Below are 25609 nucleotides of genomic sequence, written 5' to 3'. Positions count from 1 at the left end.
ACAGGTTCCTTTTTATCATTGCCGCACAACAACTTCATTTGTTTGCAGTGGACCATATGATACTCCTTTATATTGAAATGTATATGTAGCCTGAAATAATGCGTTTTTAAGTGCTTTATCTTTATTTGCTTTTATTTTACAAATTAGTTCTACCTTCTCATTCGGTAATAAATTATCAATCCGCCACCTTACAAGCTGGAACAGGAACTCACTCATCCCCTTATCAGCCTTTAATGAGTTTGGAATATAGGCAAAATAATCTCGAATCATATGACTTACTACAACTCGTGAAATCATTTCCATTCCTTTATTTTCAACTTCAATTCGAATAATAAGTATGTCATTTACATCATAGGTCAGTTCATATGCAAATTTTTCTTTATACATACTACGGATTTGCAATGTAACTGCTACATTAGGACATTCGTTTTCTTTTTTTGAGCCATCAATCCATAACACCGGTTGTAGCGGCATTGAACGCCTACCTTGATCTGAAATTCGTTTCCATATTTTCATAATAATATTCACCCCATTTCAGATGCATCATATCCATACGACCTTATTCTGCCTCTCCACACAATATTAATAAAGCTTGTTACAAACGATATATAGTTATTACTCTTTCTTTTATCCTATTCGACAATATAAAGAAAAAACCATTTTTCCTCTGTTAACAGAAGGTATTCTTACTGAAATATTTTTTTACAATTTCCTTCATTGACTTTAAACCAATACTAAGTATTGCTCACTCTTTCTCTGTCCATACAACAGAATATTTTGGCGGAAGAAAAAGTTTGCCTTTTAGTCAAATTTGACTATAATATTCTTTATGGCTTTGTCAGTGCACTTATGTAAATTAATTTTAAAAACTATATTTCAAATTTTTATGCGCTGCACTCAAAACTTCATATAGTTTACTTATTATTAAAGGAGGGTTATATTTGGAATCTCAATTATCAAAAAAAGACTCTAACAATACAAAATTTGTTGTTGCAGGTTTATTACTTGGTATTTTAATGGCGGCAATGGATAATACAATCGTTGCAACAGCAATGGCAACGATTGTTGGAGACCTAGGAGGATTTGACAAGTTTGTTTGGGTCACGTCTGCATATATGGTAGCAACAATGGCAGGGATGCCTATCTTCGGAAAACTTTCTGATATGTACGGACGGAAACGCTTTTATATTGGTGGTCTCATTCTTTTCTTATTCGGTTCTGCACTTTGCGGGACAGCATCTAGTATTGAGCAACTAAGTATTTATAGAGCAATTCAAGGGATCGGTGGCGGTGCTCTTATGCCTATCGCCTTCACGATTATGTACGATATATTCCCACCAGAAAAGCGAGGAAAAATGACAGGGCTATTTGGTGCGGTTTTCGGGACATCTAGTGTATTTGGCCCTTTATTAGGTGCTTATATTACAGACTATATAAGTTGGCATTGGGTCTTCTATATTAATATTCCATTAGGAATTATCTCCTTCTTCTTCATTACTAAATACTACAGTGAATCTCTAGAATTTAGAAAACAAAAAATTGATTGGGCTGGCGCTATTACACTTGTTATTAGTATCGTTTGCTTAATGTTCGCCTTAGAACTTGGTGGTAAAGAATACGCATGGAATTCCACTGTAATTATCGGTTTATTTACAACAGTTGTTATTATGCTTATTATTTTCTTCTTCGTAGAACGAAAAGCAACTGAGCCTATCATTTCTTTCCATCTATTTAAAAAACCTTTATTCGCAGCTAGCCAAGGCGTTGCCTTTTTCTATGGTGCCGCTTTTATTATCTGTACAGTTTATATCCCAATCTTCGTTCAAGGCGTTCTCGGTGGTTCAGCCTCCAATGCTGGATTAATTTTAACACCTATGATGGTTGGCTCTGTAATTGGAAGTCAAACAGGTGGACAGTTAGCTTCTCGAACAAGCTATCGTAACATCATGATGGTATCTGGCATTTTCTTCGTAATTGGTATTTATTTACTAAGCACTTTAACAATGGATACACCTCGTCTACTTGTAACGCTATTTATGGTTCTCACTGGACTTGGAGTTGGTTTCTCGTTCTCAGTTTTAAGTATGTCTTCTATCCACAAGTTAGAAATGCGAGACCGTGGTTCTGCTACATCAACAAACTCATTCTTCCGTTCACTCGGTATGACTCTTGGTGTAACGATTTTTGGTACAATTCAAAACCATATTTTTACTACTAAATTAAACACTGTGTTCCCTCCAGAACTAGCTAAATTAGCTCCAAAAGGCGGAGACACAAGTTTCTTATTATCACAAGGTGCTACCGAGAAGATTCCAGCTGAAATATTAACTGGTATTAAAGATGCTCTCGCTACCTCTATTGCCAGTACATTCTTCTGGGCACTGATCCCGGCTGTACTAAGTGTTATTTGTATTTTACTTATGGGAAATGAACGCCTCTTTACAGGTCCAAAAACGAAACAAAAACAAAAGCAAGTAAGTTAATATAGAGAAAAGAAACGGCATATCCCTTTATGAAAACGGATATGCCGTTTATACTATGTATAAAGTTTTTATTTATAGGAGTTGAGACAGCATGAGCATGAAACTAGTCATTCTCGGCTTGCTACTCGAAGGGGATAAACATCCATATGAAGTGCAGCACATCATGAAAGAACGACAAATGGATTGTTATATTAAATATGCAAAAGGATCACTTTACTACGCCTTCGAGCAATTAGAAAAGCAGGGTGCAATTCGTATTACCACGATTGTTCGGGATACGAATAGACCCGATAAAACAATCTTTCATATAACAGAAGAAGGTAAACGGTTATTTCACACGTTACTATTAAAACAATTCGAGGCAAAAAATCAAATATATAAACCAATTTATTCAGCACTCTCTTTCGCTCATTTTGGTGATGATCAAGAGTTAATTCCTATTTTAGAAAAAAAGAAAAATGATACCGTTCAATATTTACATAAAATGCAAACTATATATGATTGTAGTAAAGGACAAATTCCACGTGCACAACTATATATTTTACAAAGCGTTATTGAACATATTACAGTTGAATTGCAATGGTTAAACACCCTCCTTACAGATGCAGTTGCAGGGCGACTGTCGGAAATTGATATAGATACAAATTAAACTTATAAAGAAGAAACTGTAAAAAGACAATAAAGTTATTTCTTTTTACACCCTAAAACAAGCATAGCCCCGTTCTAATTTAGGACGGGGATGCTTGTTTTATTTTCGCTATAAGATACTTATTTCACTGCACTCAAAAATATAACAAAGATTTATTTATCACCGGCATCCCATAATAGAAGATTATTTCTTAAAATTCTATATAAAAAGGTTGTTGATTTTCATCCAAACTGTATTCAATTCTTTGTCTGAAATTCATAAAATTCACCATCTCTAACGCCTGCTCAATAGGATAGAACCCTACTTCCAAACTTTCTGGTGTAGTCGTTAGTTTACCTCCAACTGGTCTAGCTAAAAACAACGTATTACATATTGAATGGTTCACATTTTGGAATACTCCACAAAATTTTAAAACTTCAATATCAACACCTGTCTCCTCTTTAGTCTCCCTTATTGCAGCATCCTTCAAAGACTCTCCTTCTTCAACTTGTCCACCTGGCATTTCCCATCCTCTTCTAGGTCCCTTAATTAATAAGATTTCTTTTTGTTCATTAATTACAATTGTCGCTGCTGAAACTATATGTTTTGGTGGTGAATAAATATTTTGTGTACTTTGTTCCAATTGAAATTCCCCATTTCTATAAACTTAGTATATGTATCTTTATACAGAAACCTTTTTCTTTCTTGTGATAACTTACTATTTCAAAATGAACCATTCAATCCCCTTCCTTATTCCATAATATGGATTAATTTTCAAGTAACATAACTAGCATCTTAGCTCTGTACAAGTACATACTTCTTTGTATGTTTAATCGTACTTACTTTCAATTCCTCTTACTTTTCTTCGCCTTATAAAAACCAGAATAATCCGAATAATAAAAATAAAAAACTTTAGAATTTTCTTATTTTAAAACAGTAGACAAAATTCCGAAAATTGTGTTAGAATTTGTTTCAATATCATATCGCTTGTTAACTTCCTTTCAAAAGGAAAATAGGTACACGAAAATTTTGTTTCGTGTTTAAAAGGGAAGCTTGGTGAAACTCCAACACGGTCCCGCCACTGTAAATGCTGAGATTTCTTTTCTATGCCACTGTGAAAACGGGAAGGTAAAAGAGATTATATGAAGCATAAGTCAGGAGACCTGCCTGTTTTAACAACACTGATAGATTCACGGATGATGATGAGGTGTTAAAACAAAAAGGAAGGCTTATTTTCTATGCCTTTATGCTTTTTGTTATAGGTATTTCCTAGTAAACGGAAATGCTTACTTTCAATTAGGGAGGAATTTAAAATGGCAATTCAAACAAGTAACTTAGGTTATCCACGTATCGGACTACAACGAGAGTGGAAAAAGACATTGGAAGCTTTTTGGTCCAATAAAATCGATGAAGAACAATTTTTAACAAAGATGAAAACAATTCGCCTTCAACACGTAAAAGTACAGCAAGAAAAAGGGATTGAACTCATTCCAATTGGCGACTTTACATATTATGATCACGTTTTGGATACTGCTTATATGCTAGGATTTATCCCATCACGTTTTTCTGAGTTTACATCTTACCTTGATGTATATTTCGCAATGGCGCGTGGCTCTAAAGATCACGTAGCTTCTGAAATGACAAAATGGTTTAACACAAACTATCATTATATCGTTCCTGAATATGAAGAGGGATTACAAATCTCTTTAAAAGATAATCGTCCACTTCGCTTATACGAAGAGGCAAAACAAGAATTAGGAGTAGATGGAAAACCTGTTATTTTAGGACCATATACTTTCTTAAAATTAGCTAAAGGCTACACACAAGAGCAATTTGCTACGATTTTAAAACAGTTAGTTGCACCTTACGTACAACTGATTTCAGAACTACATGCAGCTGGTGCACAAGTCATTCAAGTTGATGAACCGATTTTTGCTTCTTTAACGAAAGAAGAAGTTCAACAAGCAAAAGAAATTTATGAAGCTATTCGTAAAGAAGTTCCAAATGCGAATCTTCTTTTACAAACATATTTTGATAGTGTAGAAGAAAACTATGAAGAAATTATTACATTCCCTGTATCCGGTATTGGATTAGATTTCGTTCATGGTAAAGAAGGTAATCTAAATGCTATTTCAAAATATGGATTCCCAGCTGATAAAACTTTAGCTGTCGGTTGTATAGATGGCCGTAACATTTGGAGAGCTGACCTTGATGAAGTTCTTACGTTATTTACAACGTTACAAAAACAAGTCCAAACGAAAGATTTCATCGTTCAGCCTTCTTGTAGCTTATTGCATACGCCAATTGATAAAACAGAAGAAGCTCACTTATCAACTGAGCTATTCGATGCGTTAGCATTTGCAAATCAAAAATTAGAAGAGTTAGTTCTTATTCATTCCGCTCTTACTCAAGGTACAGAAAGCATTAGTAATGAGCTGGAAACATACCGAAATGTACATCATACAATTCGTTCATCTGCTGCACGTAACCGAGAAGATGTTAAAGCAGCACGAACAGCACTAAAAGAAGAAGATTTTTCACGTCCTCTTCCATTTGAAAAACGATACGAATTACAACAAGTTGCCCTGGAGTTACCGTTATTACCAACAACGACTATTGGTAGCTTCCCGCAAACAACTGAAGTTCGTCAAACTCGAAAAGAATGGCGTAACGGTGTTATTTCAAATGAACAATATGAACAATTTATTGAAAAAGAGACAGAAAAATGGATTCGTTACCAAGAAGAAATTGGTCTTGATGTTCTTGTACATGGTGAATTCGAAAGAACTGACATGGTCGAATATTTTGGTGAGCGCCTTGCTGGTTTCTCATTCACTAAAAACGGTTGGGTACAATCATACGGTTCTCGCTGCGTAAAACCACCTGTTATTTATGGCGATGTTGCCTTTATTAACGGAATGACTATTAAGGAAACAGTTTATGCACAAAGCTTAACAGAGAAAGTTGTAAAAGGAATGTTAACTGGACCTGTTACGATTTTAAATTGGTCCTTCGTTCGAAATGACATTCCAAGAAAAGAAGTTTCGTATCAAATTGCATTAGCTCTTCGTCACGAAATTGAACTACTTGAATCTTCCGGAATTCGAGTAATCCAAGTCGATGAGCCAGCACTTCGTGAAGGAATGCCACTAAAAGAAAAAGATTGGGATGCTTATATTACATGGGCAGTACAATCCTTCCTTTTAGCAACTTCTTCTGTAGCAAATGAAACACAAATTCATACGCATATGTGTTACAGTAACTTCGAAGATATTGTTGATGCGATTCGCGCATTAGATGCAGATGTGATTTCTATCGAAACATCAAGAAGTCACGGTGAATTTATTGACACATTAAAACATACAACATACGAAAAAGGCATCGGTCTAGGTGTATATGATATTCATAGCCCACGTGTACCGAGTAAAGATGAAATGTATAAAATCGTAGAACAATCTTTAGAAGTATGTGATCCTAAATATTTCTGGATTAATCCTGATTGTGGTTTAAAAACGAGAAGAACGGAAGAAGTTATCCCGGCTTTAGAACACATGGTGCAAGCAGCAAAAGATGCTCGTTCCCTGCTAAAAACAAACGCATAACAAAAATGGGTTATCCTTTTTGAGGATAACCCATTTTTTATTCTTTACTTTCAAAAAAGAATTCGTATTGTATTTTATATAATTCATCATCCGTTGGTTCTTCAAGAGGAGTTGCCTGTAATACAACCGTATACTCACCATTCGGAATAGGGATTTGGAATTTATTCGAAAGAATACTTGTTACAACGATACATTCATTTTTAACTGTAAAAGGAACTGTAACCGTTCTAATCACCTCTTCTTTCTCAATATGTTTCCCAGGGGTCACTTTTACTTCACAAGTATAATCAGAGAGTGCTTCAAAAATAAAAGTTCCATCCACCTTCGCATAACCTCTTTCAAAATCTTCATCCGTCCAGTCTACGTAAGGCTGATCACCGTCATAGTTCATCAACATTAATTGCGAATAAGAAATTGTTAACTCCATCGTTCCCCTTCTCCTTCATTATGAAATATGCAACTACTACTTTACGTCAAATTTCACACGCGTACCATCTGGGTATTTATCTAACTTATTTCCTACCCAAGACCCTGCTCCGCGGTTATCTGCTGGACTTATATATTCAATATGTGCTCCTTTTCCGCCTTCTTTACACATCGCCATTGGCCATTCATCACGATCATACCCTTTTTTTGATGGGTATGGAGCTAACGATAATTTTCTTCTATCCGCAGCACCACCACGGTCGATTGTACAAACTTCTGAATGTCCTTCTTTTATAGCATCCGTAATATGTTTCCCTGTCTCTGGATATCGCTCTTTCGGAAATTCTAGAACTTGATCATATGCATTCGTTTTTTTGATACTTGTTTCCTCTGGAACAAGTACTTCATAAACCGCTACTACAATAGAAAGAATTGCAATAATTGAAATGATAATACCTTTTAATTGCTTCATGTATACCTCCATGCTTCTACCAGTTTCTTTTCCTCAGTTATTATAACAAACTTCTCCTGTATATGTTTTCAGACATTATTTTAGCTCTTCTTCGCCATTCCGCCAAAAACTCTCATTTTTCTTCATCTTTTCACTAATGCTGTAGAAAACTAATAACCTTCCGACATTCTTTTTTAAAGGAAGTCCTCATAAAAGATTGAAATGATATATACGATACTTTTTGGGGAGGAAATAACATGGAAGCTATCTATAAAACGAAAGATGTCACGAATAAAACAGGCATCCCAAAACATATAGTCCGTAAATATAGCCAACTGTTAGAGGAACATGGTTATATCATTTCAAAAACAGCTGATGCTCGTATTTATAAACTGGATGATTTAAAACTATTGAAATCTATACATGAAAGAGCTGCTAAACTGCAAGAAGATATTTCAGAAACGATACCTATTATTTTAAAAGAAAAAGAGGCCCCGCCTGTACCCGCTATACAAGATAAGCAAGAAATACAAACGAAAGAAAAAGAAGATGGGCGTAACTTTGAGGAGTTCATGTTAAAACTTGAAATGCTCGCTCAATTAAATGAAGCAATTATTCATCAAAATTCTACCCTTATTACCCAAAATCGTTTAAAAGATGAAAAGCTAGATGAATTGATGCAACAAGTTTATGTAAAAGAAGGCTCTCAAGAAAAAATGCTACAAGAGTTAGTAGATCATGCCGCTCAAACAGATGCCCTGCAAAAAGAAAAGATGGACTTATTAATGAATCATATGTATAAACGAGAATCCAAGCAAGAGGAAAAAATGAATAAACTCGTAAATCAAATTTATAATAAAGACAGCAACCGGGATGCACAACTTATGCAAGTGATTCGCGAAATTCAAGAAACAAAAAGATTAGTCGCAGCTTCGAAAGAACAAAGTTTTTTTCAATCATTTAGAAGTTTATTTAGCCGATCAAAACAAGAAAAAACATCTGAATAAAATAATATTTTTTTCCTATATAAAATAAAAAGTTACCTTCCATCGGTAACTTTTATTCCTTATTTCTTACAGCTGGCAATATAATAATCGCTTCAGTTCCTTTCCCACTTTCGCTTTTATATTCCAGCGTACCATTATGCGCTTGTAAAATACTAAATGTTACCATAAGTCCTAATCCTGTCCCTTTTTCTTTTAAAGAATAATACGGTTGTCCCAGTCTTACTAACTGTTCTTTCGTCATTCCAACACCACTATCTTTAACTCTTATTACTATCGTTTCATCTTTTTGCATAGCCGTTACTTTTAAATATCCTTTATTTCCTTGGATTGCTTCAATACCATTTTTAACAACATTCATAATAGCTTGCTTCAATTTCGTCTTATCACCGATCGTATAAAGACTTTCAGAAATCTCAACTTGCAAATATACACCTTGCATCGCTGCAAATGATGACATAAGAGTTGTCATTTCAATTAATTGAGCGGATAAGCAAATGTGTTCTTTTTTCTCAATTTGCGGCCTTGCTAAATTCAAATAATCTGAAATAATTTGTTCTGCCCGATCCAATTCGGCTAATACGAGACGCATATAATCCTTATTCTTCACATCTTCCGTACTTTCTAACAATTGAATAAAACCACGAACAACAGTGAGCGGATTTCGAACCTCATGTGCAACACTTGCTGCCAACTCACTTACAATATTAAGCTTTTCTGACTTTTGCATCTCTGTACGTAATATTGCATTTTCGTTTAAATATTCTGTTAAGTACACTTGAAATACCATAGTCATAACCATAATAAGCGAAGCAAATATATATCCGCTATATAAGTGTGAAATGTGTGGTGTAAACCCCGTTTCTAACAGAACGTTAATCATACCAATCACTAAAGAAACAAGTACGTACAATGATGAAATCATAAATGCTAAAATTAGCTTCTTATCCCTTGAAAATAGAGACCATTTCTTTGATAAAAATAATGGAACTATCAATAGAAATATTACTTCTATGACCGGAAGAAGGCTCATTCCCTTTAGCGCCCATTCATATGCAACAAAAATAACGGCCGGGATTAAACCAACAATCCCACCATATAAAAAACCACTAACAATCGGGATTGGGTGAAAATTATACCCACAAATGTCACCAAAACAAATAGAGTATGTCATGGAGAGAATAAGTGTAATGCTGGATAAAAACATAATAAAGTAGCGGTTCGGCTTCGGAGGCATTTCTTGATAACGATTTAAACGAATCGCTTCATATAAAAATAGTGGCAAAATAATGATGGCAATTTGGATCATTAAATCACGGATCAGCTCCATAGCCTCTCATCCCCTATATGTATTTTGATATGATTATATCATTTTACGGGTTTATTTGTTTTAAAATTTTGATTTTTCTTAACATATTTGTTAATTCTTTGTTAACAGCACATAATAATTGTTACAGATTTTCGAAATGAATGTAAACCCTGTACCAAATTTCTGCCTGACAGTATACAATGAATACGGATTACAAAGAAAATAAAAAATACTTCATGAGACGGACAACTATAGCAAAATACAGCATATAATCCATACTATCTATGTTTACAAATAAGTGATCATTATTTTAGTAGGAGGAAGATAAATATGGCGGGTACTACGCTTGTTTTAAAAGAAGAAAATTTGGTCGTTCTAGAAAATGTTGAAAAATCAGTATATGAAGAGTTACAGCATAAAACCGGAGAAGAAAATTGCACATGTGCTGTGAATGAATCAGTTGTTCACCTTGGCAAAGTATCCTCTGTACTTTGGAATGAAGATGAAATAGATTGGGAGTACGGATATTAAAAAGTCGCTTACAGCGGCTTTTTTTCTATTATCCCTCTCTTTCTACATAACATATACGCAAGCGAAATCATAGAAAATATGTTAAAATGAACTTAATTTTCAAACGGAAGAAAGGGAGATACAATGGAACAATTCATTAATCCTAGAGTGAAAGACATCCAAATTTCTGGAATCCGTCAATTCTCTAACATGATTCAAAACTATGATAATCTTATCTCTTTAACAATTGGACAACCCGATTTCCCTACGCCTTCTCTCGTAAAAGAAGCGGCAAAACGGGCTATTACAGAAAATTATACAAGCTATACACATAACGCTGGTTTACTAGAATTACGCAAGGCAGCTTGTAACTTTGTAAAAGATAACTACGATTTACAGTATTCACCTGAAAACGAAACCATCGTTACAATCGGTGCTAGTGAAGCAATTGATATTGCATTCCGAACGATTTTAGAGCCAGGAACAGAAGTTATTTTACCTGCCCCTATTTATCCAGGATACGAACCAATTATTCGATTATGCGGTGCTACACCTATTTTTATCGATGTTCGTGAAACTGGCTTCCGTTTAACAGCCGAAGCGCTAGAAAATGCTATTACAGAAAAAACAAGATGCGTCGTACTGCCATATCCTTCTAATCCAACTGGTGTAACTTTATCAAAAGAAGAATTACAGGATATTGTAACTGTTTTAAAAGATAAAAATATTTTCGTCCTTTCTGATGAAATTTATAGCGAACTTGTATATGAACAAAAGCATACATCTATCGCTCATTTCCCAGAAATGCGTGAAAAGACTATCGTCATTAACGGTTTATCAAAATCTCATTCTATGACTGGCTGGCGTATCGGTCTATTATTCGCACCAAGCTATTTAGCAGGACATATACTAAAAGTTCATCAATACAACGTAACGTGTGCTACTTCAATCGCTCAATATGCTGCAATTGAAGCATTAACAGCTGCTAAAGATGCACCAAAAATGATGCGTCATCAATACAAGAAACGCCGCGATTATGTATATAATCGACTCATTCAAATGGGCTTAACAGTTGAAAAGCCAACAGGTGCATTTTACTTATTCCCATATGTTGGTCATTTAACATCTTCATCATTTGATTTTGCACTTGACCTTGTCAAAGAAGCTGGACTAGCTGTCGTTCCTGGAACTGCATTTTCTGAATATGGTGAAGGCTATCTTCGCTTGTCCTATGCGTATAGTATTGAAACTTTAAAAGAAGGCTGTGATCGATTAGAGGCCTTTCTACAACAAAAAGCTAAGAGTTAAACTCTCAGCTTTTTGTTGCATAATGATCGCAAGTTTGGCGCTTTAGTAATTTATGAGGAATAATAATACACTTTGCAGTAGACTCTGCATTCTCTACTTTATCCACTAAAGCTTTTGCTGCCTCATATCCTAGTTGATAAATATTCACATCAACTGTCGAAAGTGGCGGACTCGCAATTTCTGATAATAAAGCATTGTTAAAGCTTATAATGGAAACATCCTTTGGTACAACGAATCCTTTTTTAGAAAGAGCACTTAACACACCAAGTCCAATTAAATCATCCGTTGCCACAATTGCTGTCGGTGGTTGCTGTAGTCCCATTAACTCCTCAACGGCTTGTTGACCACTTTCCCTCGAAAAATCAAAATGTAAAATATACTCTTTTGGTAATACAATGTCCGCTAATTTTAAAGCATCACTCATACCAGCCAAACGATCTCTCGTTACAAGTAAATCTGATCCACCGCCGATGAACGCGATTTGTTTATGACCTAATGAAATCAAATATTCTGCTACTTCTCTTGCAGCTGTATAATTGTCATTATCTACATATGTAATTTCATCTTTTCGATCATACGGTTTCCCAATTAAAACAAACGGGAAATTTTGTTTATGCAAATATTGAATAATCCGATCATTCTCTCTTGAATATAAAAGAATAATGCCACCAATTTGGCGCCCCTGTACCATCTTTACAACACCATTAAAAATTTCATCTTCCGTCTCACCTGTCGACATATAAAGCGCATACCCTTCCACATGTGCAAATGAACTAATCCCTCTTATAACTTCTGGAAAAAACGGATTTTGAAAAGCTTTACTTGCAGAACTTGGCATAACAAGACCAAGTGTTTTTGTTGTTTGGTTAGCTAGGTTTCTTGCGTTTAAATTGGGATGATACCCTAGTTCACTCATTACTTTCCGAACACGACGCTTTGTTTTTTCACTTATACTTGGATTATCAGCAATTACACGAGAAACGGTAGATGGTGCTACATTCGCCTTCTTCGCCACATCTTTAATTGTAACTGTCATAAAAATCCCCCTCCTCTCACTTCTCTGCCATTTTGTTATATATTTTAATCTTGCACCCGTTGCAAGTAATAGGAGCAATCATAAACTTTCATTGATTCTATCTTGTAATACCTATCATATTCTCCCTCTCCATGTATTGTAAGGGATATAGCTCTTTTTTCCTATACTATAATATACTATTTATTTCACTTCTTTTCATATGTGATGTCAAATCTCTTTTCATCTCCCTATAAAGCTTTTTATAGGGAGATGAAAAGAAAAATGGGACATAATGTCCCATTTTTCATCCTTTCGTACCTCCAGCAGTTAAACCAGAGATAAAGTATTTTTGTAGTGATAGGAATAAAATTGAAATTGGGATTGCAATCAATACTGAACCCGCTGCGAACGTTGTGAATTCATTACCAAATTTCTTCGCTACCATTTCATATAACCCAACTGCTAACGTATAATTTTCTGGTGTGCGCAAAATAACACTCGCTAAAATGAAATCTGTAAATGGACCGATGAAAGTGAATAACGCCACAACCGCTACGATTGGCTTTGCAAGTGGCATAATGATTTGCCAAAAAATACGGAAATGTCCTGCCCCATCCATACGAGCTGACTCATCCAATTCTTTCGGAATCGTATCAAAATATCCTTTCATAAGCCATGTATTCATTGGAATTGCTCCGCCTACATAAATTAAAATTAATGCAAGGTGCGTATCGATTAACCCTGTTAACTGTGCTAATACGTATAGAGCGATTAGCGCCGCAAAGTTTGGAATCATTTGCAGAATTAAAAATGTTAATAAACCATTTTTTCTTCCAACAAAACGGTATCTTGAAAATGCATAAGCAGTAAAACTAATTGCTAACACTGAGAAAATCATCGTTATAACACTTACTTTTAATGTGTTTTTATACCATAGTAAATAATTACTATTCTCTAAATCTAATAACTTACGATAATGATCTAACGTTGCATTTTGCGGAATAATACTTGATCCAGATAAACTATCACCCGGATTAAACGATGAGCCAATAATCCATAATAATGGATAGAAAATGATGGCACACATTACGAAAATAACGAGATAACTTAATGAGAGACGTAACATCTTTTGTCTTTTAATATTCATTTACATCATATCCTCTTCTTGGAATGATTTTGTTCTCTTAAATTGCCATAACGCAACTGTAATAACGATTAACGATAAGATCATTGTAAGAGCTGCCGCTTTCCCGTACTGCGCCGAAGTCATCGTTAACTTATAAATCCATGAAATTAAAATATCTGTTCCACCTGCGTCTTGTCCAGCTACAGCAGGACCTCCGCCGTTAAATAGATAGATGATACTAAAGTTATTAAAGTTAAACGTATATTGCGTAATTAATATTGGTGCTGTTGCATATAGAACAAGTGGCAATGTAATTTTACGAAACTGTTGCCAAGCTGTAGCTCCATCTACTGTAGCAGCTTCATATAACTCCCCTGGAATCGATTGCAGTATACCTGTTGTCATTGCAAAGACGAACGGGAATCCAAGCCACGTTTGAATCATAATTAAAGCAATTTTTGCCCAAAATGGATCTGTCATCCAAGCAATCTTTTCGATTCCAAATAAAGCTAATACTTGATTGTTAATTGCTCCAAATGTCTCATTAAACATACCAGAGAAAACAAGAATAGATACGAATGCTGGAACCGCCCACGGTAAAATGAAGATTGTTCGAATAATTGCCTTCCCTTTAATACCAGGCTGATTTACGATAATCGCTAAGAAAATACCAAGCGCAACTTGTAATGTCGTTGCAACGAATGTCCAAATGACAGTCCAAGAAAATACGCTTAAAAATGTCTCTCTCCACATCGGTAATGTAAAGATATCAATAAAGTTTTTGAAGCCCACCCAATCTACTAATTTAGCTGGAGGAGAGTGGTATAAATCATAATTCGTAAATCCAATTAAAATTACGAAGATGATTGGAAATACAACTACAAAGATAAGTAATAGAAAACCTGGTGAAACCATTAAATATGGAAAACCTTGATCTAGTAAATTACGGTATTGCTCTTTTACAGAGTTTAAAGGTGTTCCTATATCACGCTTCTTCCCGTTTTGGTATGCATCATATAAATTAAATGCATATATTCCGAGTCCAAAAACGATGACGATGAGTGCCAAGATTCCTTCTACTAATAGAAAGACAGAATGATCACGTGGAACTTCTGTACCTAGCGTTACAATTCCCCATAATCCCATATTTAATAAATCAGCAAAGGCTACAATAAATGAACCTGTTAATACTAGAAAAATAAGCCCTTTTACAAATTGCTTATTATACATTTGGCCCACGCCTGGAATGATAGATAACATGGTTGCCATTTTCCTATGCTTTGAACCGTTTAAACCGTTTGCTGGTTCCATAGATGTTTGCATGTTCCTTCCCCCTTTTTTCTGGGAGAGAATTCATGCCCCTCATATGAGAGGCACGAATTTCACCTTATTTTTTCTTACTATGATTTGCCTCAATATTACCTTTAATTTGCTTCACTGCATTGTCAAGTGCTGCTTTTGGTGCCTCTTTTTCCGTAACAACTAATTGAAGCGCATCTCCAGCTGGTTTCCATACTTCTTGCATTTCTGGAATGTTCGGCATTGGAATTCCATTTTCAGATTGTGTTGCAACTGCTTTTGCAGCTTCATTATCTTTAATGATTGGATCTTCCATTACTGCTTTTACTGGAGGAATTTCTTTTGTTTTCTCAAATCGAATTTTTGCGTTCTCTTCATTTGTTACCCATTCAGTGAACTTTGTAGCTAAATCATTTTGTTTAGAGAAACTTGTTACATGCCACCCTTTAACCCCAACAAATGTTTTCATTGGTTGACCGTTTGGTAATTTCGGCATTGGAGCAACGCCATAATCAATTCCGTTCTTTTCCATTGCTTGGAACGCCCATGGACCATTCATGATAGATGCTGCTTTTCCTTCGTTAAATAGTCCATCAGCAGCAGGTCCACCCGATTCACCGATAATACCTTTCGGGAATAACTTTTCTTTGTACCATTTTTGAAGATATTCAGCACCTTGTACTGCCCCACTATTATTTAATCCAACATCACTTGCATTTGGCTTTCCATCTTTTTCACCAAACACATAACCACCCATACCTGCCATGAATGCATTAGCAAAGTAGAAGTTATCTCCTAGTGTTAAAAACCCATACTTGCCATCCTTCGTAAATTCTTTTGAGAAGTTAAACAGCTCGTCCATCGTTTCTGGTGCTTTTGGCATTAATTTTTTATTGTAAATAAAGACTGGTGTCTCAATTGCTTTTGGTAAACCATATAATTTCCCGTTATATGTCTGTGCTTCTATTGATGATTCAGTAAATCTACTCTTCACAGCATCATCAGCTTTCACTTCAGAAAGTAAACCTTCTGTTACTGCATTTCCAATTTGATCATGTGGCAATGTTACAACATCTGGTCCCGTCCCCGCTGGTCCATCAAGGCGTAACTTCTTCACTTGATCTGTCATTTGCATTTCAACGACTTTTACTTTTACTTTATATTTTTCCTCAAAACTTTTCACTGCTGGTTCTAAACCAACACCTTTTTTATCATCTTCCCAAACGAGAAGATCGTAATCTTTCTTCGCTTTACTTTCTTCTTTCTTCCCTGAATCTTTCGGTCCACATGCAGATAACATACCAATTGATAATGCTGAAACCGTTAATAATGATAATGCTTTCTTCATCCCAAAAACCTCCCTAAATTGTATATGTACCTTACTAATTGAAAACGTTTGCATTAAATGGTTTAATAGAAGCACAAACAATATCTCAATCTATGAAAACGTTTGCGCTATTTGTCTCTCATTATACATTCTTTTATTCATTTTGCAAATATTAATTTTAAAATATTATTACTACACTCCTTATACATTGACTTTATATGAAATGAATACTACTCTTATAAGCAATATTAAAGCTATGCAAAAAGCAATCGTTTGCAACATATACTTTATTATTATACTTAAGGGAACAATATGCATGGAGATATTAAAGGGGGATTTTCTATATGCTTAAAGAAGCTATTTATCATAGGCCAAAAGATAATTACGCATACGCTTATGATGAAAAAACGATTCATATCCGAATACGTACTAAAAGAGAAGATGTTCAAAGCGCCACTCTTATTTACGGTGATCCTTATGAATGGAAAGACGGGAAATGGATTACATCAAGCACACCGATGAAAAAAACTGGTTCTACTGTATTGTTTGATTATTGGTCCATTTCCATCGAGCCTAAATTTAAGCGCTTACGTTATGGATTCGAATTAAAAAATGATACAGAAACGCTTATTTATGCAGAGCGAGGATTTTTTTCCAGTATTCCAAATGATGACGTTGGTAACTTTTTCTGTTTGCCATTTATTCATGCAAATGATGTGTTTCAAGCACCTTCTTGGATTAAAGACACCGTTTGGTATCAAATTTTCCCAGAACGGTTCGCTAATGGAGATCGTGCACTAAATCCAGAAAACACTCTTCCTTGGGGAAGCGCTGAGCCAACTCCAACTAATTTTTTCGGCGGAGATTTTGCTGGTATTATTCAAAACCTCGATTACCTTGTTAAGCTTGGAATTTCGGGAATATACTTCACACCTATTTTCAAAGCACATTCAAACCATAAATATGACACAATTGACTACATGGAAATCGATCCGCAATTCGGGACGAAAGAAACGTTCAAAGAACTCGTTCAGGCATGTCATACACACGGTATAAAAGTAATGCTCGATGCCGTGTTTAATCATAGTGGATACTTTTTCGATAAATTCCAAGACGTACTAGAAAACGGTGAGAAGTCTGCTTATAAAGAGTGGTTCCATATTCATGAATTTCCAATTGTAACGGAGCCACTCCCGAATTATGATACTTTCGCGTTTACACCGTATATGCCTAAATTAAATACAGCACACCCAGATGTAAAAGAATACTTACTTGAAGTAGGGCGTTATTGGGTAAGAGAATTCAATATAGACGGTTGGCGCCTTGATGTAGCAAATGAAGTAGACCACAGCTTTTGGAGAGAATTCCGAAGTGAGATAAAGGCATTAAATCCTGAAGTATATATTTTAGGAGAAATTTGGCACGATGCACTTCCATGGCTACAAGGAGATCAATTTGATGCTGTAATGAGCTACCCTGTTACAAACGCTCTACTGTCTTACTTTGCTAATGATTCCATTAAAGCAAATGAATTTATGAAACAAATTACAGAATCTCTACATTCCTACTCTATGAATGTAAATGAAGCAGCGTTTCATTTACTAGACAGTCATGATACACCAAGAATATTGACAACATGTAACGGAGATAAAAATAAGTTACAGTTACTTTATGTATTCCATCTTTCCTTCATCGGCTCTCCTTGTATTTATTATGGAGACGAAATTGGTATGGACGGTGGTATGGACCCAGATTGTCGCAAATGTATGGTTTGGGATACGAAAGAACAAGATCATCTATTATTTACACATATACAAACATTAATTTCATTACGAAAGCAATATAAAGCATTTGGAGGACATGGTACTTTCCAATTCATCGAAGCAAATGATGAACATAATTATATTTCTTATACGAAAACATATGAAGATGAAACTATCTTTTTCGTTTTAAATCCGACTAATAGTGATGTTACAGCTTCACTCCCTCTCCATGTTACTGGAAAGAAAATTATTAACATTTATACAAACGAAGAATTTTCAGCGGAAGCAAGTGTATTACAAGTTACACTTCCTCCATACGGATTCTCAATCTTAAAATGGTAATAAAAAATCCTTATGCCAAGGTGTGGCATAAGGATTTTTCTTATTTTAATTTAAATACCATCGCTTCATATGGACGTAATACAATGTTATCTATCGATCCACTCTCTACGTCGTAATTGTGTATTAATAACTCTGATTCACTATAACTAATGTCCTTAGGCAATTCAAATACACATTCTTCCGCCGTAAAGTTTGCAATAACAAGAAGTTTTTCTTCTTCATATGTTCTTACGTATGCAAAAATAGAAGGATTATTATCTAATATTAAATCATATGATCCGTACACAACTATTTCATTATTTTTGCGTAGGTTAATTAATTTTTTATAGTAATAAAAAATTGAATCTTTATTTTGGATCGCTTGTTTCACATTGATTTCTTTGTAGTTAGGGTTTACCGTAATCCAAGGCTCACCTGTTGTGAATCCAGCATGATCTTTATCATTCCACTGCATCGGTGTTCTAGCATTATCTCGGCCTTTTACATAGATAGACTGCATCACTTTATCTATATCTTCACCGCACTCTATCACTTTTTCCTTATACATATTTAACGTTTCAATATCTCGATATTCATCAATCGACTCAAATCGAACGTTCGTCATTCCGATTTCTTCTCCTTGATAAATATACGGTGTTCCTTTCATCATATGAAGCACCGTCGCTAACATTTTCGCAGATTCAATGCGATACATTCCATCATTACCAAAACGAGATACAACGCGTGGCTGATCATGGTTATTCCAATACAGGCTATTCCACCCTGTATGCTCTAATGCTTTTTGCCACTTCGTTAAATTCTCTTTTAAAGTAAGAAGTGAGCATGGTTTTACATCCCATTTTCCGCCTTCTCCCGAATCTAAATCCATATGTTCAAATTGGAATACCATCTGCAGTTCTTTTCGTTCTTCTCCAGTATACATTTTCGCTTCTTCTGTCGTTACACCAGGCATTTCACCAACCGTCATAATATCATAATGAGACAATACTTCTTCATTCATTTCATGTAAATATTTATGAATGTTTGGACCGTTCATAAAATGCTTATGACCTGAAACATACCCCTCTTCTTCGGTTTCAACAGCTGGTAATCCCTCTTCTTTAGAAATAAAATTAATAACATCCATACGGAAGCCATCAATTCCTTTTTCTAACCAAAACTTCATCATTTCATAAACATCTTGTCTTACCTTTTCATTATCCCAATTTAAATCCGGCTGTTTTTTAGAAAACAGATGTAAATAATATTCATCTGTCATTTCATCATACTTCCATGCAGATCCACTAAAAGCTGCTCCCCAGTTGTTCGGCTCTTTTCCTTCTTTTCCAGGACGCCATATATAGTAGTCTCTATATTTATTATCTTTTGATTTACGTGATTCAATAAACCAATTATGTTCATCAGAAGTATGGTTAACAACTAAGTCCATCATAAGTTTCATATTACGTTCATGCATTTCATGTAATAGCTCATCCCAATCTTCCATTGTTCCGAACTCATTCATAATTTTACAATAATCACTTATATCATAACCATTATCATCATTTGGAGATTCATAGACCGGTGATAACCAAATGACATCAATCCCTAATTCTTTTAAGTAATCTAGCTTTGAAATAATCCCACGAAGATCCCCAATACCATCACCGTTACTATCCATAAAGCTACGAGGATAAATTTGATATACTACACTTTCTTTCCACCACTGTTTTTCCATTATGCTACCCCATTTCATTAATAATTCGATTTTCTCTATTTTAAGGCGCAAACGTTTTCATTAATGAATGATAACAGATTCTATCTTAATTTAAAATAGCGCTTACAACTTTTATTCTTATTTTTCTAAGAAAACATACGCAAATTACTAATATTCCTCTAATAAATGAAAACGTTTTATTTTTTTGTTTATTTTTTGAATCTATTAGTTTATAATGAACTCAAAGAAAACGTTTGCATAATTTTTTCTAGGGGGCAATACCATGGCAGAATTGAAATTAGAAAACATTTATAAAATATATGATAATAATGTAACAGCTGTAACAGATTTTAATTTACACATTCAAGATAAAGAGTTTATCGTATTTGTCGGTCCTTCTGGATGCGGAAAATCTACAACATTACGAATGGTCGCTGGACTTGAAGATATTTCAAAAGGAGAGTTTTCAATTGATGGTAAGCTAATGAATGATGTCCCTCCAAAAGATCGCGATATCGCAATGGTCTTCCAAAACTATGCTTTATATCCACATATGAGCGTGTATGATAATATGGCATTTGGATTAAAACTTAGAAAAATACCAAAAGATGAAATCGATCGTCGTGTGAAAGATGCAGCAAAAATTTTAGGACTGGAACAATATTTAGATAGAAAACCGAAAGCGTTATCTGGTGGACAACGTCAACGTGTTGCGTTAGGGAGAGCGATTGTTCGAGACGCGAAAGTATTCTTAATGGATGAGCCTTTATCCAACTTAGACGCTAAATTACGTGTTGCAATGCGCTCAGAAATTTCTAAATTACATCACCGTCTTGGAACGACAACAATTTACGTAACACATGATCAAACAGAAGCAATGACAATGGCTTCACGTCTCGTTGTTATGAAAGACGGAAAGATTCAACAAATCGGAACTCCAAAAGAAGTATATGAAACACCTGAAAATATTTTCGTTGGTGGATTTATTGGCTCTCCAGCAATGAATTTCTTCCGTGGTAAATTGACTGAAACCGATTTCGTTATAGATAATTCATTAAAAGTCAAAGTAACTGAAGGAAAAATGAAGATGTTACGTGAACAAGGCTATGTAAATAAGGAAATTGTTTTAGGTATTCGTCCTGAAGACATTCATGATGAACTATTATTTTTAGAAGCTTCACAATCTACTGCCTTCACAACAAAAATCGAAGTTGCTGAGTTACTAGGTGCTGAATCTATTTTATATATGAAACTTGGAGATCAAGATTTTGCAGCACGTGTTGATGCAAGACATACATTTTCACCTGGAGATCAAATTAAACTAGCATTTGATATGAATAAAGCGCATTTCTTTGATAGTCAAACTGAACAACGTATTCGTTAAAAAATAATTTTCCTCTGTATAACATACAAAAAAACCGTCCACATACTTTGAGGGCGGTTTTCATTATTATACGAGGGCTTCTACTGTATGAAATGATTGTCCTTTCGTGCCAATAATACCGAAAATCGGTAAGTCACTCAGCACCACTTCTTCTTGCTGTTTCATAAAAGATGACGTTAATTGTTTTATCTCTATCCAAACGTCATTAATACAAAGTACATTGGAATCGTTCTCTTGTTGGCGAGAAAAAATAGAATCTATTTTATATAAACCAGCATTTTGAAAAAGCATATCAATGCGACTAAATGCATTCAAAGTAATACTGATAACGCGTTGCCAATCTCCTTGCTTTCCCATATCATAGGATACAAAAAGTGCTTCTCCGCCTAGATTCGTAATTTCCTCCACTGTTGCTTGTCCACTTTCTTGATCAATGTCCGTCACAATTACTTTTGCGCCTTGTTTAGCCAACAAAAGAGCTGTATTACGTCCAATACCGATGCCACCGCCAGTTACGATAGCAACTTTTCCTGCAAGCTTCATTTTCATTACCCCTTCTATAAGTCTTACCGTCATTCAGTATACTCCTTTATGAGATTAGTCTGCAAGCAAGAAAAGTTGCTTATTAATTTGTAAGCGATTACTTTTTTACTCCTTCTTTTTTCTTACTATTACGCTGATCGAAAACTAAACCGATGAAAATTAAAATCCCCCAAAAGATTACGCTACCCCCAGTCATTTCAATTTCCCCCTTATTATATAAAGATATTATTTTAATCATTATAACATTTTCTTAATTTTCAATCTATTGAAATCAAAAATGATATGGATTAACTTTTTCTTATTATATATCCTTTAAAATATATTTATATAATTAAAAAAGACCTTCTTATTTTATGTATAAAAAGGTCTCTGTTTTATTATACAAGACTTATCACTTTTGTTTTTGTAATTAAATCTTGAAAACCACAATTATCTTTGCGGAATAACATCATATATACGTTACATAATATCGGAATTCCAAGTAGCAATATGTTCGGTAATAACAATACAAAAAATCTTATAATTAATGTTTGTAATGTTAACTTTTCACTCTTCAATGAAATTAATTTTATTCTCGTTACCTTTTTACCAAGTGTAACACCGTTCCAAATAAAGGGTACCAAAATAAAATATATCGCCATTAATATAAAAACTACTGCGAGATCATATCTATAATCACCAAAACTAATATTAAAGCGATTAAAAATAGCACTATAATTTCCGGTCATAATAGCTACTACTGCACCATACATAACCGAGATTAAAAACATGTCAATTAGGGAAGCACCTATGCGATTCATTACAAGCGCTGGACGATGCATCTTTAACTTCATTTTATGTCGACTCCTTCATATCCTTCTTTACCCGTCTCATCGTACCACTTCTAAAAAACATTGTAAACTAGCGTTTCTCTTACTTTTCTTGTACAATGTGTTACAACAGCATTGTAAAGGAGGTTCCCATATTGAAAAAATGGATAATCCTATTCGTCGCATTCCTATTAGCCGGTTGTGCTGGAAATACAAATCATATAACTTATACGATTAACGATGAATACGAACTCATACGTACTTCTGGGAATGCATTTGAACTTTTCCCATCGCAAGATGCTGTATATGCCACACAATACATTCCTGCAAAAATTACAGACATAGCTTGGGATGATAAATACATTATTGCAAAACAAATTGAGGAAAAGTCAGATCCGAATAACCCTGACGGAGCAATTGCAAATAAAAAAAGTGAGCATTATTGGATTATTGACGTAAAGCATAATAAACGTTTTGGTCCTTATAATGAAAAGCAATTTAATGAACAAAAAGATGCATTTAAAATTAAGGTACCTTTTCAAAATGTAGATTCATACATAAAAGAAAAGAAAAAACAGTCAGCATAATATTTTTAACGCTGACTGTTTTTTCTTTTATGTTTTTAAAAATCCCCTACTCAGAAAGTGAGATATTAAAAGTTTGTGCCTCTTTTACAACATCTTGCGTTTCTGTATCTGCTGCGACTACATTATCTGTTGTAAACTTAATATCCTTTACCTTTTCTTTTCCATCATCAAGTATTAAGCCGATAATACCATCTCTTGTTTCACCAGGCTTATAGTCTTCCCTTGATACATTTTTTGTACCAACGAGCGTATCTTCATCATATAAAAAGTTTTGAGTTGCTACTTTAAAATGTTGCTTATCATTAATCGTAACATCATTCATAGAGAAAAATTGCATATTTTTATTCCCGCTATTTTCCACCTTATATGTAATTTCAACGTAACGAATCGTATCACTAATCTCTGTACCACTTATCGATGCATATAACTCCGCATCTTCTTGACTTACTTTATCTCCTAATCTACGCTTTACTTCTTCAGGAGTTAATGCCGTAAATACTTTTAATGCATTTTTTGCATCTTTACTCATCTGCGATAAAGAGATTACTTTTACATCTTGTATGTGAATTTTCATTGGTGCTACTTCAAATGTTTGATTTACAGATTGAATCTGTTCTAACTTAAAAGTACCCCACCCTGTTTCTTTCACTTTTTGTCCTACTTTTTTCAGCTCACGCCCACCATATTCTTTTGTTTCAGGAATAGATTCTTTCTTCTTCGGTTCAACTTTCTTTTCTTCTTGATGGAAGCAACCACTTAACATAAGAAGAAAACTACATAAAACAAAAATATTTTTCCATGCTTTCATCATATAATTTCTCCTAACACTATCATTCATTAATATAAATTAGTCCTTTGCTTTGTAGACTATAGAAACAATGAGAATTCCACAAAAGGAACTTGTCAGTCCAGATACTATTATACCCCCTATTTGGAAAATATGAAAATAGGGATCTACTAATGCGTGAACGATAAATACTAGAGCTGCGAAAATGATTGCCGAAACCCAATACTTCCTTTTTTCTGAAGCTATCATAAAATCTTTCCCTGTTTCATCTTTATACTTCCATAGTACGTATAATAGTAATAAGAAACCAACACATGTACTCCCGTGTTGCATATATTTATACACCGGGATACTATGTAATCCTCTTTGTAACAATGGTATCTTCGTAACAAAATAGCCTGTATTATGAGTAAATGCATCCCAAACGACATGCGTGAGCATACCAAATAAAGCAGAATAGCAAAATACAAAGAAATCCTTCCATGTATGAAGCCCCCACCTCTCATCTACTGCATATGCAAAATAGCCAGCAAATGGTTTAGGTAAATGTGTTATAAACGGCTTTTTTAAAATGTAATGATACATATATGCTAACAGAAATACAAGTGGTAAATTTAAATATAAGAATCCAAGCCATGTATGCCCAATAACACCATACGGTCTAAAGTGTAAAAAATATTCAAAATCAGGCGCCATACTGCCTAATATAAGAGCCGTTACTGAAATATATTGAGAACGCTTTTTCACAAAAGGAAGAACTGCTGCTGGATGCGCAAATGTAAACGGCATGTTTTAACTCCTTTTCATATCTTCAATAGAATACCATCTATCATAACGAGAGAATTGATCTTGATGCAATATTTATTTTCACATTGGAATATGATAGTTTACATGTTATAATCCACATGAAATATTCAGAAAATAAGGAGAGGTTCACGTGTCATTAACACTTGCCTTTTTTCTCATTCTGCTTATCTTCTTTGTACTTACATACATCGGCTTTTTTCTGTGGAAGCACTTAAAAATTATAAAATATATGCCTGCTCTCGTTGGTTTTATAAGCGTTTTTTTTATTTTCATATGGAAGAGAATGACTTTAGGCTGGGAAGGTCTTGGCTTTGGCGCACTTCAATATACAATACTATTTGCAAGCTGTCTTACCCTTGTATTTGCTGCTTTTTTAGAATCAAAATCCGTTATGAATTGAGGT

At 34.6% G+C, this 25609-nt stretch carries 25 protein-coding genes and 1 riboswitch; of the genes, 10 read left to right on the top strand and 15 right to left on the bottom strand.

What is annotated here, in order from left to right:
* Positions 1–15 precede the first annotated feature (15 nt).
* Entirely contained in the window at positions 16–516 is a 501-nt protein-coding gene (locus JDS99_RS04125) for a hypothetical protein (protein ID WP_088064324.1), read from the bottom strand.
* Positions 517–941: 425 nt separating this feature from the next.
* Here JDS99_RS04125 and JDS99_RS04120 point away from each other — a divergent pair, with 425 nt between their 5' ends.
* A complete protein-coding gene (locus JDS99_RS04120; RefSeq protein WP_088064325.1) occupies positions 942–2483 on the top strand; it encodes an MDR family MFS transporter in 1542 nt (513 codons plus the stop codon).
* 91 nt (positions 2484–2574) lie between these two features.
* Positions 2575–3132: a PadR family transcriptional regulator gene (locus JDS99_RS04115; protein ID WP_060488391.1), complete on the top strand. Its 558-nt coding sequence runs from the start codon at positions 2575–2577 to the stop codon at positions 3130–3132.
* A 190-nt stretch (positions 3133–3322) separates the two neighbouring features.
* Here JDS99_RS04115 and JDS99_RS04110 read toward each other — a convergent pair whose 3' ends face one another.
* Positions 3323–3754 carry an NUDIX hydrolase gene (locus tag JDS99_RS04110; RefSeq protein WP_046957439.1) on the bottom strand — a complete coding sequence of 144 codons (432 nt, stop codon included), beginning with the start codon at positions 3752–3754 and terminating at the stop codon, positions 3323–3325.
* A 354-nt stretch (positions 3755–4108) separates the two neighbouring features.
* Positions 4109–4296: riboswitch (cobalamin riboswitch) on the top strand.
* Positions 4297–4424: 128 nt separating this feature from the next.
* Between JDS99_RS04110 and metE the strand changes: the two genes are divergently transcribed.
* Entirely contained in the window at positions 4425–6713 is a 2289-nt protein-coding gene (gene metE / locus JDS99_RS04105) for a 5-methyltetrahydropteroyltriglutamate--homocysteine S-methyltransferase (protein ID WP_199694594.1), read from the top strand.
* Positions 6714–6750: 37 nt separating this feature from the next.
* Here metE and comJ read toward each other — a convergent pair whose 3' ends face one another.
* On the bottom strand, positions 6751–7140 hold the full coding sequence (comJ, locus tag JDS99_RS04100; RefSeq protein WP_199694593.1) for a competence protein ComJ: 390 nt from the start codon (positions 7138–7140) through the stop codon (positions 6751–6753).
* Positions 7141–7176: 36 nt separating this feature from the next.
* Entirely contained in the window at positions 7177–7611 is a 435-nt protein-coding gene (nucA, locus tag JDS99_RS04095) for a DNA-entry nuclease (protein ID WP_000811502.1), read from the bottom strand.
* A 236-nt stretch (positions 7612–7847) separates the two neighbouring features.
* On the opposite strand from nucA, the gene JDS99_RS04090 reads away from it, so the two are divergent.
* A complete protein-coding gene (locus tag JDS99_RS04090; protein ID WP_000387495.1) occupies positions 7848–8597 on the top strand; it encodes a DUF3967 domain-containing protein in 750 nt (249 codons plus the stop codon).
* Positions 8598–8649: 52 nt separating this feature from the next.
* Here the strand turns inward: JDS99_RS04090 and kinB are convergent, their stop codons facing one another.
* Positions 8650–9924 (bottom strand): sporulation sensor histidine kinase KinB, encoded by a 1275-nt coding sequence (gene kinB, locus JDS99_RS04085; RefSeq protein ID WP_000420378.1) that lies wholly within the window; start codon positions 9922–9924, stop codon positions 8650–8652.
* A gap of 309 nt (positions 9925–10233) precedes the next feature.
* Here kinB and JDS99_RS04080 point away from each other — a divergent pair, with 309 nt between their 5' ends.
* A complete protein-coding gene (locus JDS99_RS04080) occupies positions 10234–10434 on the top strand; it encodes a hypothetical protein (protein WP_000929285.1) in 201 nt (66 codons plus the stop codon).
* Between the two features lie 123 nt (positions 10435–10557).
* Positions 10558–11721 carry an aminotransferase A gene (locus JDS99_RS04075; RefSeq protein WP_000434595.1) on the top strand — a complete coding sequence of 388 codons (1164 nt, stop codon included), beginning with the start codon at positions 10558–10560 and terminating at the stop codon, positions 11719–11721.
* Positions 11722–11725: 4 nt separating this feature from the next.
* Here the strand turns inward: JDS99_RS04075 and malR are convergent, their stop codons facing one another.
* The 4 genes from malR to JDS99_RS04055 all read right to left on the bottom strand — a co-directional run bounded on the left by malR (position 11726) and on the right by JDS99_RS04055 (position 16509).
* Positions 11726–12757: a maltose operon transcriptional repressor MalR gene (gene malR / locus JDS99_RS04070; protein WP_048546170.1), complete on the bottom strand. Its 1032-nt coding sequence runs from the start codon at positions 12755–12757 to the stop codon at positions 11726–11728.
* Positions 12758–13040: 283 nt separating this feature from the next.
* Positions 13041–13883 (bottom strand): maltosaccharide ABC transporter permease MalD, encoded by an 843-nt coding sequence (malD, locus tag JDS99_RS04065; RefSeq protein ID WP_001022607.1) that lies wholly within the window; start codon positions 13881–13883, stop codon positions 13041–13043.
* Positions 13884–15185 (bottom strand): maltosaccharide ABC transporter permease MalC, encoded by a 1302-nt coding sequence (gene malC, locus JDS99_RS04060; protein WP_001194989.1) that lies wholly within the window; start codon positions 15183–15185, stop codon positions 13884–13886.
* Positions 15186–15249: 64 nt separating this feature from the next.
* On the bottom strand, positions 15250–16509 hold the full coding sequence (locus JDS99_RS04055) for an extracellular solute-binding protein (protein WP_000709925.1): 1260 nt from the start codon (positions 16507–16509) through the stop codon (positions 15250–15252).
* A gap of 323 nt (positions 16510–16832) precedes the next feature.
* Between JDS99_RS04055 and JDS99_RS04050 the strand changes: the two genes are divergently transcribed.
* Positions 16833–18593 carry an alpha-glycosidase gene (locus JDS99_RS04050; protein WP_199694592.1) on the top strand — a complete coding sequence of 587 codons (1761 nt, stop codon included), beginning with the start codon at positions 16833–16835 and terminating at the stop codon, positions 18591–18593.
* 40 nt (positions 18594–18633) lie between these two features.
* On the opposite strand, the gene malL is transcribed toward JDS99_RS04050, so the two are convergent.
* Positions 18634–20310, bottom strand: a complete 1677-nt coding sequence (malL, locus tag JDS99_RS04045) for an oligo-1,6-glucosidase (protein WP_097889648.1) — start codon at positions 20308–20310, stop codon at positions 18634–18636.
* Positions 20311–20572: 262 nt separating this feature from the next.
* On the opposite strand from malL, the gene JDS99_RS04040 reads away from it, so the two are divergent.
* The gene (locus JDS99_RS04040; protein ID WP_000818929.1) at positions 20573–21673 is read left to right on the top strand and encodes an ABC transporter ATP-binding protein; all 1101 of its coding nucleotides are present in this window, start codon (positions 20573–20575) and stop codon (positions 21671–21673) included.
* 66 nt (positions 21674–21739) lie between these two features.
* On the opposite strand, the gene JDS99_RS04035 is transcribed toward JDS99_RS04040, so the two are convergent.
* The 3 genes from JDS99_RS04035 to JDS99_RS04025 all read right to left on the bottom strand — a co-directional run bounded on the left by JDS99_RS04035 (position 21740) and on the right by JDS99_RS04025 (position 23049).
* Positions 21740–22249 carry an SDR family NAD(P)-dependent oxidoreductase gene (locus JDS99_RS04035; RefSeq protein WP_000218424.1) on the bottom strand — a complete coding sequence of 170 codons (510 nt, stop codon included), beginning with the start codon at positions 22247–22249 and terminating at the stop codon, positions 21740–21742.
* Positions 22250–22313: 64 nt separating this feature from the next.
* Entirely contained in the window at positions 22314–22412 is a 99-nt protein-coding gene (locus JDS99_RS04030; RefSeq protein WP_000145657.1) for a hypothetical protein, read from the bottom strand.
* 181 nt (positions 22413–22593) lie between these two features.
* Entirely contained in the window at positions 22594–23049 is a 456-nt protein-coding gene (locus tag JDS99_RS04025; RefSeq protein ID WP_000769076.1) for an RDD family protein, read from the bottom strand.
* Between the two features lie 131 nt (positions 23050–23180).
* Here JDS99_RS04025 and JDS99_RS04020 point away from each other — a divergent pair, with 131 nt between their 5' ends.
* Positions 23181–23612: a DUF3997 domain-containing protein gene (locus tag JDS99_RS04020; RefSeq protein WP_000758773.1), complete on the top strand. Its 432-nt coding sequence runs from the start codon at positions 23181–23183 to the stop codon at positions 23610–23612.
* 46 nt (positions 23613–23658) lie between these two features.
* Here JDS99_RS04020 and JDS99_RS04015 read toward each other — a convergent pair whose 3' ends face one another.
* Both JDS99_RS04015 and JDS99_RS04010 read right to left on the bottom strand, forming a co-directional pair.
* Positions 23659–24423: a CREC-EF hand family protein gene (locus JDS99_RS04015; protein ID WP_048546181.1), complete on the bottom strand. Its 765-nt coding sequence runs from the start codon at positions 24421–24423 to the stop codon at positions 23659–23661.
* 36 nt (positions 24424–24459) lie between these two features.
* Positions 24460–25188 (bottom strand): DUF4184 family protein, encoded by a 729-nt coding sequence (locus JDS99_RS04010; protein ID WP_088064330.1) that lies wholly within the window; start codon positions 25186–25188, stop codon positions 24460–24462.
* Between the two features lie 148 nt (positions 25189–25336).
* Here JDS99_RS04010 and JDS99_RS04005 point away from each other — a divergent pair, with 148 nt between their 5' ends.
* Positions 25337–25606 carry a hypothetical protein gene (locus JDS99_RS04005; RefSeq protein ID WP_088064331.1) on the top strand — a complete coding sequence of 90 codons (270 nt, stop codon included), beginning with the start codon at positions 25337–25339 and terminating at the stop codon, positions 25604–25606.
* The last annotated feature ends 3 nt before the right edge of the window (positions 25607–25609 follow it).

It is taken from the genome of Bacillus cereus group sp. N6 (assembly GCF_016483705.1).
Classification (GTDB): Bacteria; Bacillota; Bacilli; order Bacillales; family Bacillaceae_G; genus Bacillus_A; species Bacillus_A wiedmannii.
The sequence above is the reverse complement of the archived record's forward strand: the minus strand, read 5'-3'. Positions and strand labels throughout refer to the sequence as shown.

Excerpts from the sequence above, each read along its gene's own strand:
- kinB (WP_000420378.1), bottom strand. The coding sequence starts at position 9,924 with ATGGAGCTGATCCGTGATTTAATGATCCAAATTGCCATCATTATTTTG.
- JDS99_RS04055 (WP_000709925.1), bottom strand. The coding sequence starts at position 16,509 with ATGAAGAAAGCATTATCATTATTAACGGTTTCAGCATTATCAATTGGT.
- JDS99_RS04015 (WP_048546181.1), bottom strand. The coding sequence starts at position 24,423 with ATGATGAAAGCATGGAAAAATATTTTTGTTTTATGTAGTTTTCTTCTT.
- JDS99_RS04010 (WP_088064330.1), bottom strand. The coding sequence starts at position 25,188 with ATGCCGTTTACATTTGCGCATCCAGCAGCAGTTCTTCCTTTTGTGAAA.
- comJ (WP_199694593.1), bottom strand. The coding sequence starts at position 7,140 with ATGGAGTTAACAATTTCTTATTCGCAATTAATGTTGATGAACTATGAC.
- JDS99_RS04035 (WP_000218424.1), bottom strand. The coding sequence starts at position 22,249 with ATGACGGTAAGACTTATAGAAGGGGTAATGAAAATGAAGCTTGCAGGA.
- JDS99_RS04125 (WP_088064324.1), bottom strand. The coding sequence starts at position 516 with ATGAAAATATGGAAACGAATTTCAGATCAAGGTAGGCGTTCAATGCCG.
- nucA (WP_000811502.1), bottom strand. The coding sequence starts at position 7,611 with ATGAAGCAATTAAAAGGTATTATCATTTCAATTATTGCAATTCTTTCT.
- JDS99_RS04025 (WP_000769076.1), bottom strand. The coding sequence starts at position 23,049 with ATGAAGTTAAAGATGCATCGTCCAGCGCTTGTAATGAATCGCATAGGT.
- malR (WP_048546170.1), bottom strand. The coding sequence starts at position 12,757 with ATGACAGTTACAATTAAAGATGTGGCGAAGAAGGCGAATGTAGCACCA.
- JDS99_RS04040 (WP_000818929.1), top strand. The coding sequence starts at position 20,573 with ATGGCAGAATTGAAATTAGAAAACATTTATAAAATATATGATAATAAT.
- JDS99_RS04030 (WP_000145657.1), bottom strand. The coding sequence starts at position 22,412 with ATGACTGGGGGTAGCGTAATCTTTTGGGGGATTTTAATTTTCATCGGT.
- JDS99_RS04075 (WP_000434595.1), top strand. The coding sequence starts at position 10,558 with ATGGAACAATTCATTAATCCTAGAGTGAAAGACATCCAAATTTCTGGA.
- malC (WP_001194989.1), bottom strand. The coding sequence starts at position 15,185 with ATGCAAACATCTATGGAACCAGCAAACGGTTTAAACGGTTCAAAGCAT.
- JDS99_RS04080 (WP_000929285.1), top strand. The coding sequence starts at position 10,234 with ATGGCGGGTACTACGCTTGTTTTAAAAGAAGAAAATTTGGTCGTTCTA.
- JDS99_RS04115 (WP_060488391.1), top strand. The coding sequence starts at position 2,575 with ATGAGCATGAAACTAGTCATTCTCGGCTTGCTACTCGAAGGGGATAAA.
- malD (WP_001022607.1), bottom strand. The coding sequence starts at position 13,883 with ATGAATATTAAAAGACAAAAGATGTTACGTCTCTCATTAAGTTATCTC.
- JDS99_RS04090 (WP_000387495.1), top strand. The coding sequence starts at position 7,848 with ATGGAAGCTATCTATAAAACGAAAGATGTCACGAATAAAACAGGCATC.
- JDS99_RS04050 (WP_199694592.1), top strand. The coding sequence starts at position 16,833 with ATGCTTAAAGAAGCTATTTATCATAGGCCAAAAGATAATTACGCATAC.
- malL (WP_097889648.1), bottom strand. The coding sequence starts at position 20,310 with ATGGAAAAACAGTGGTGGAAAGAAAGTGTAGTATATCAAATTTATCCT.
- metE (WP_199694594.1), top strand. The coding sequence starts at position 4,425 with ATGGCAATTCAAACAAGTAACTTAGGTTATCCACGTATCGGACTACAA.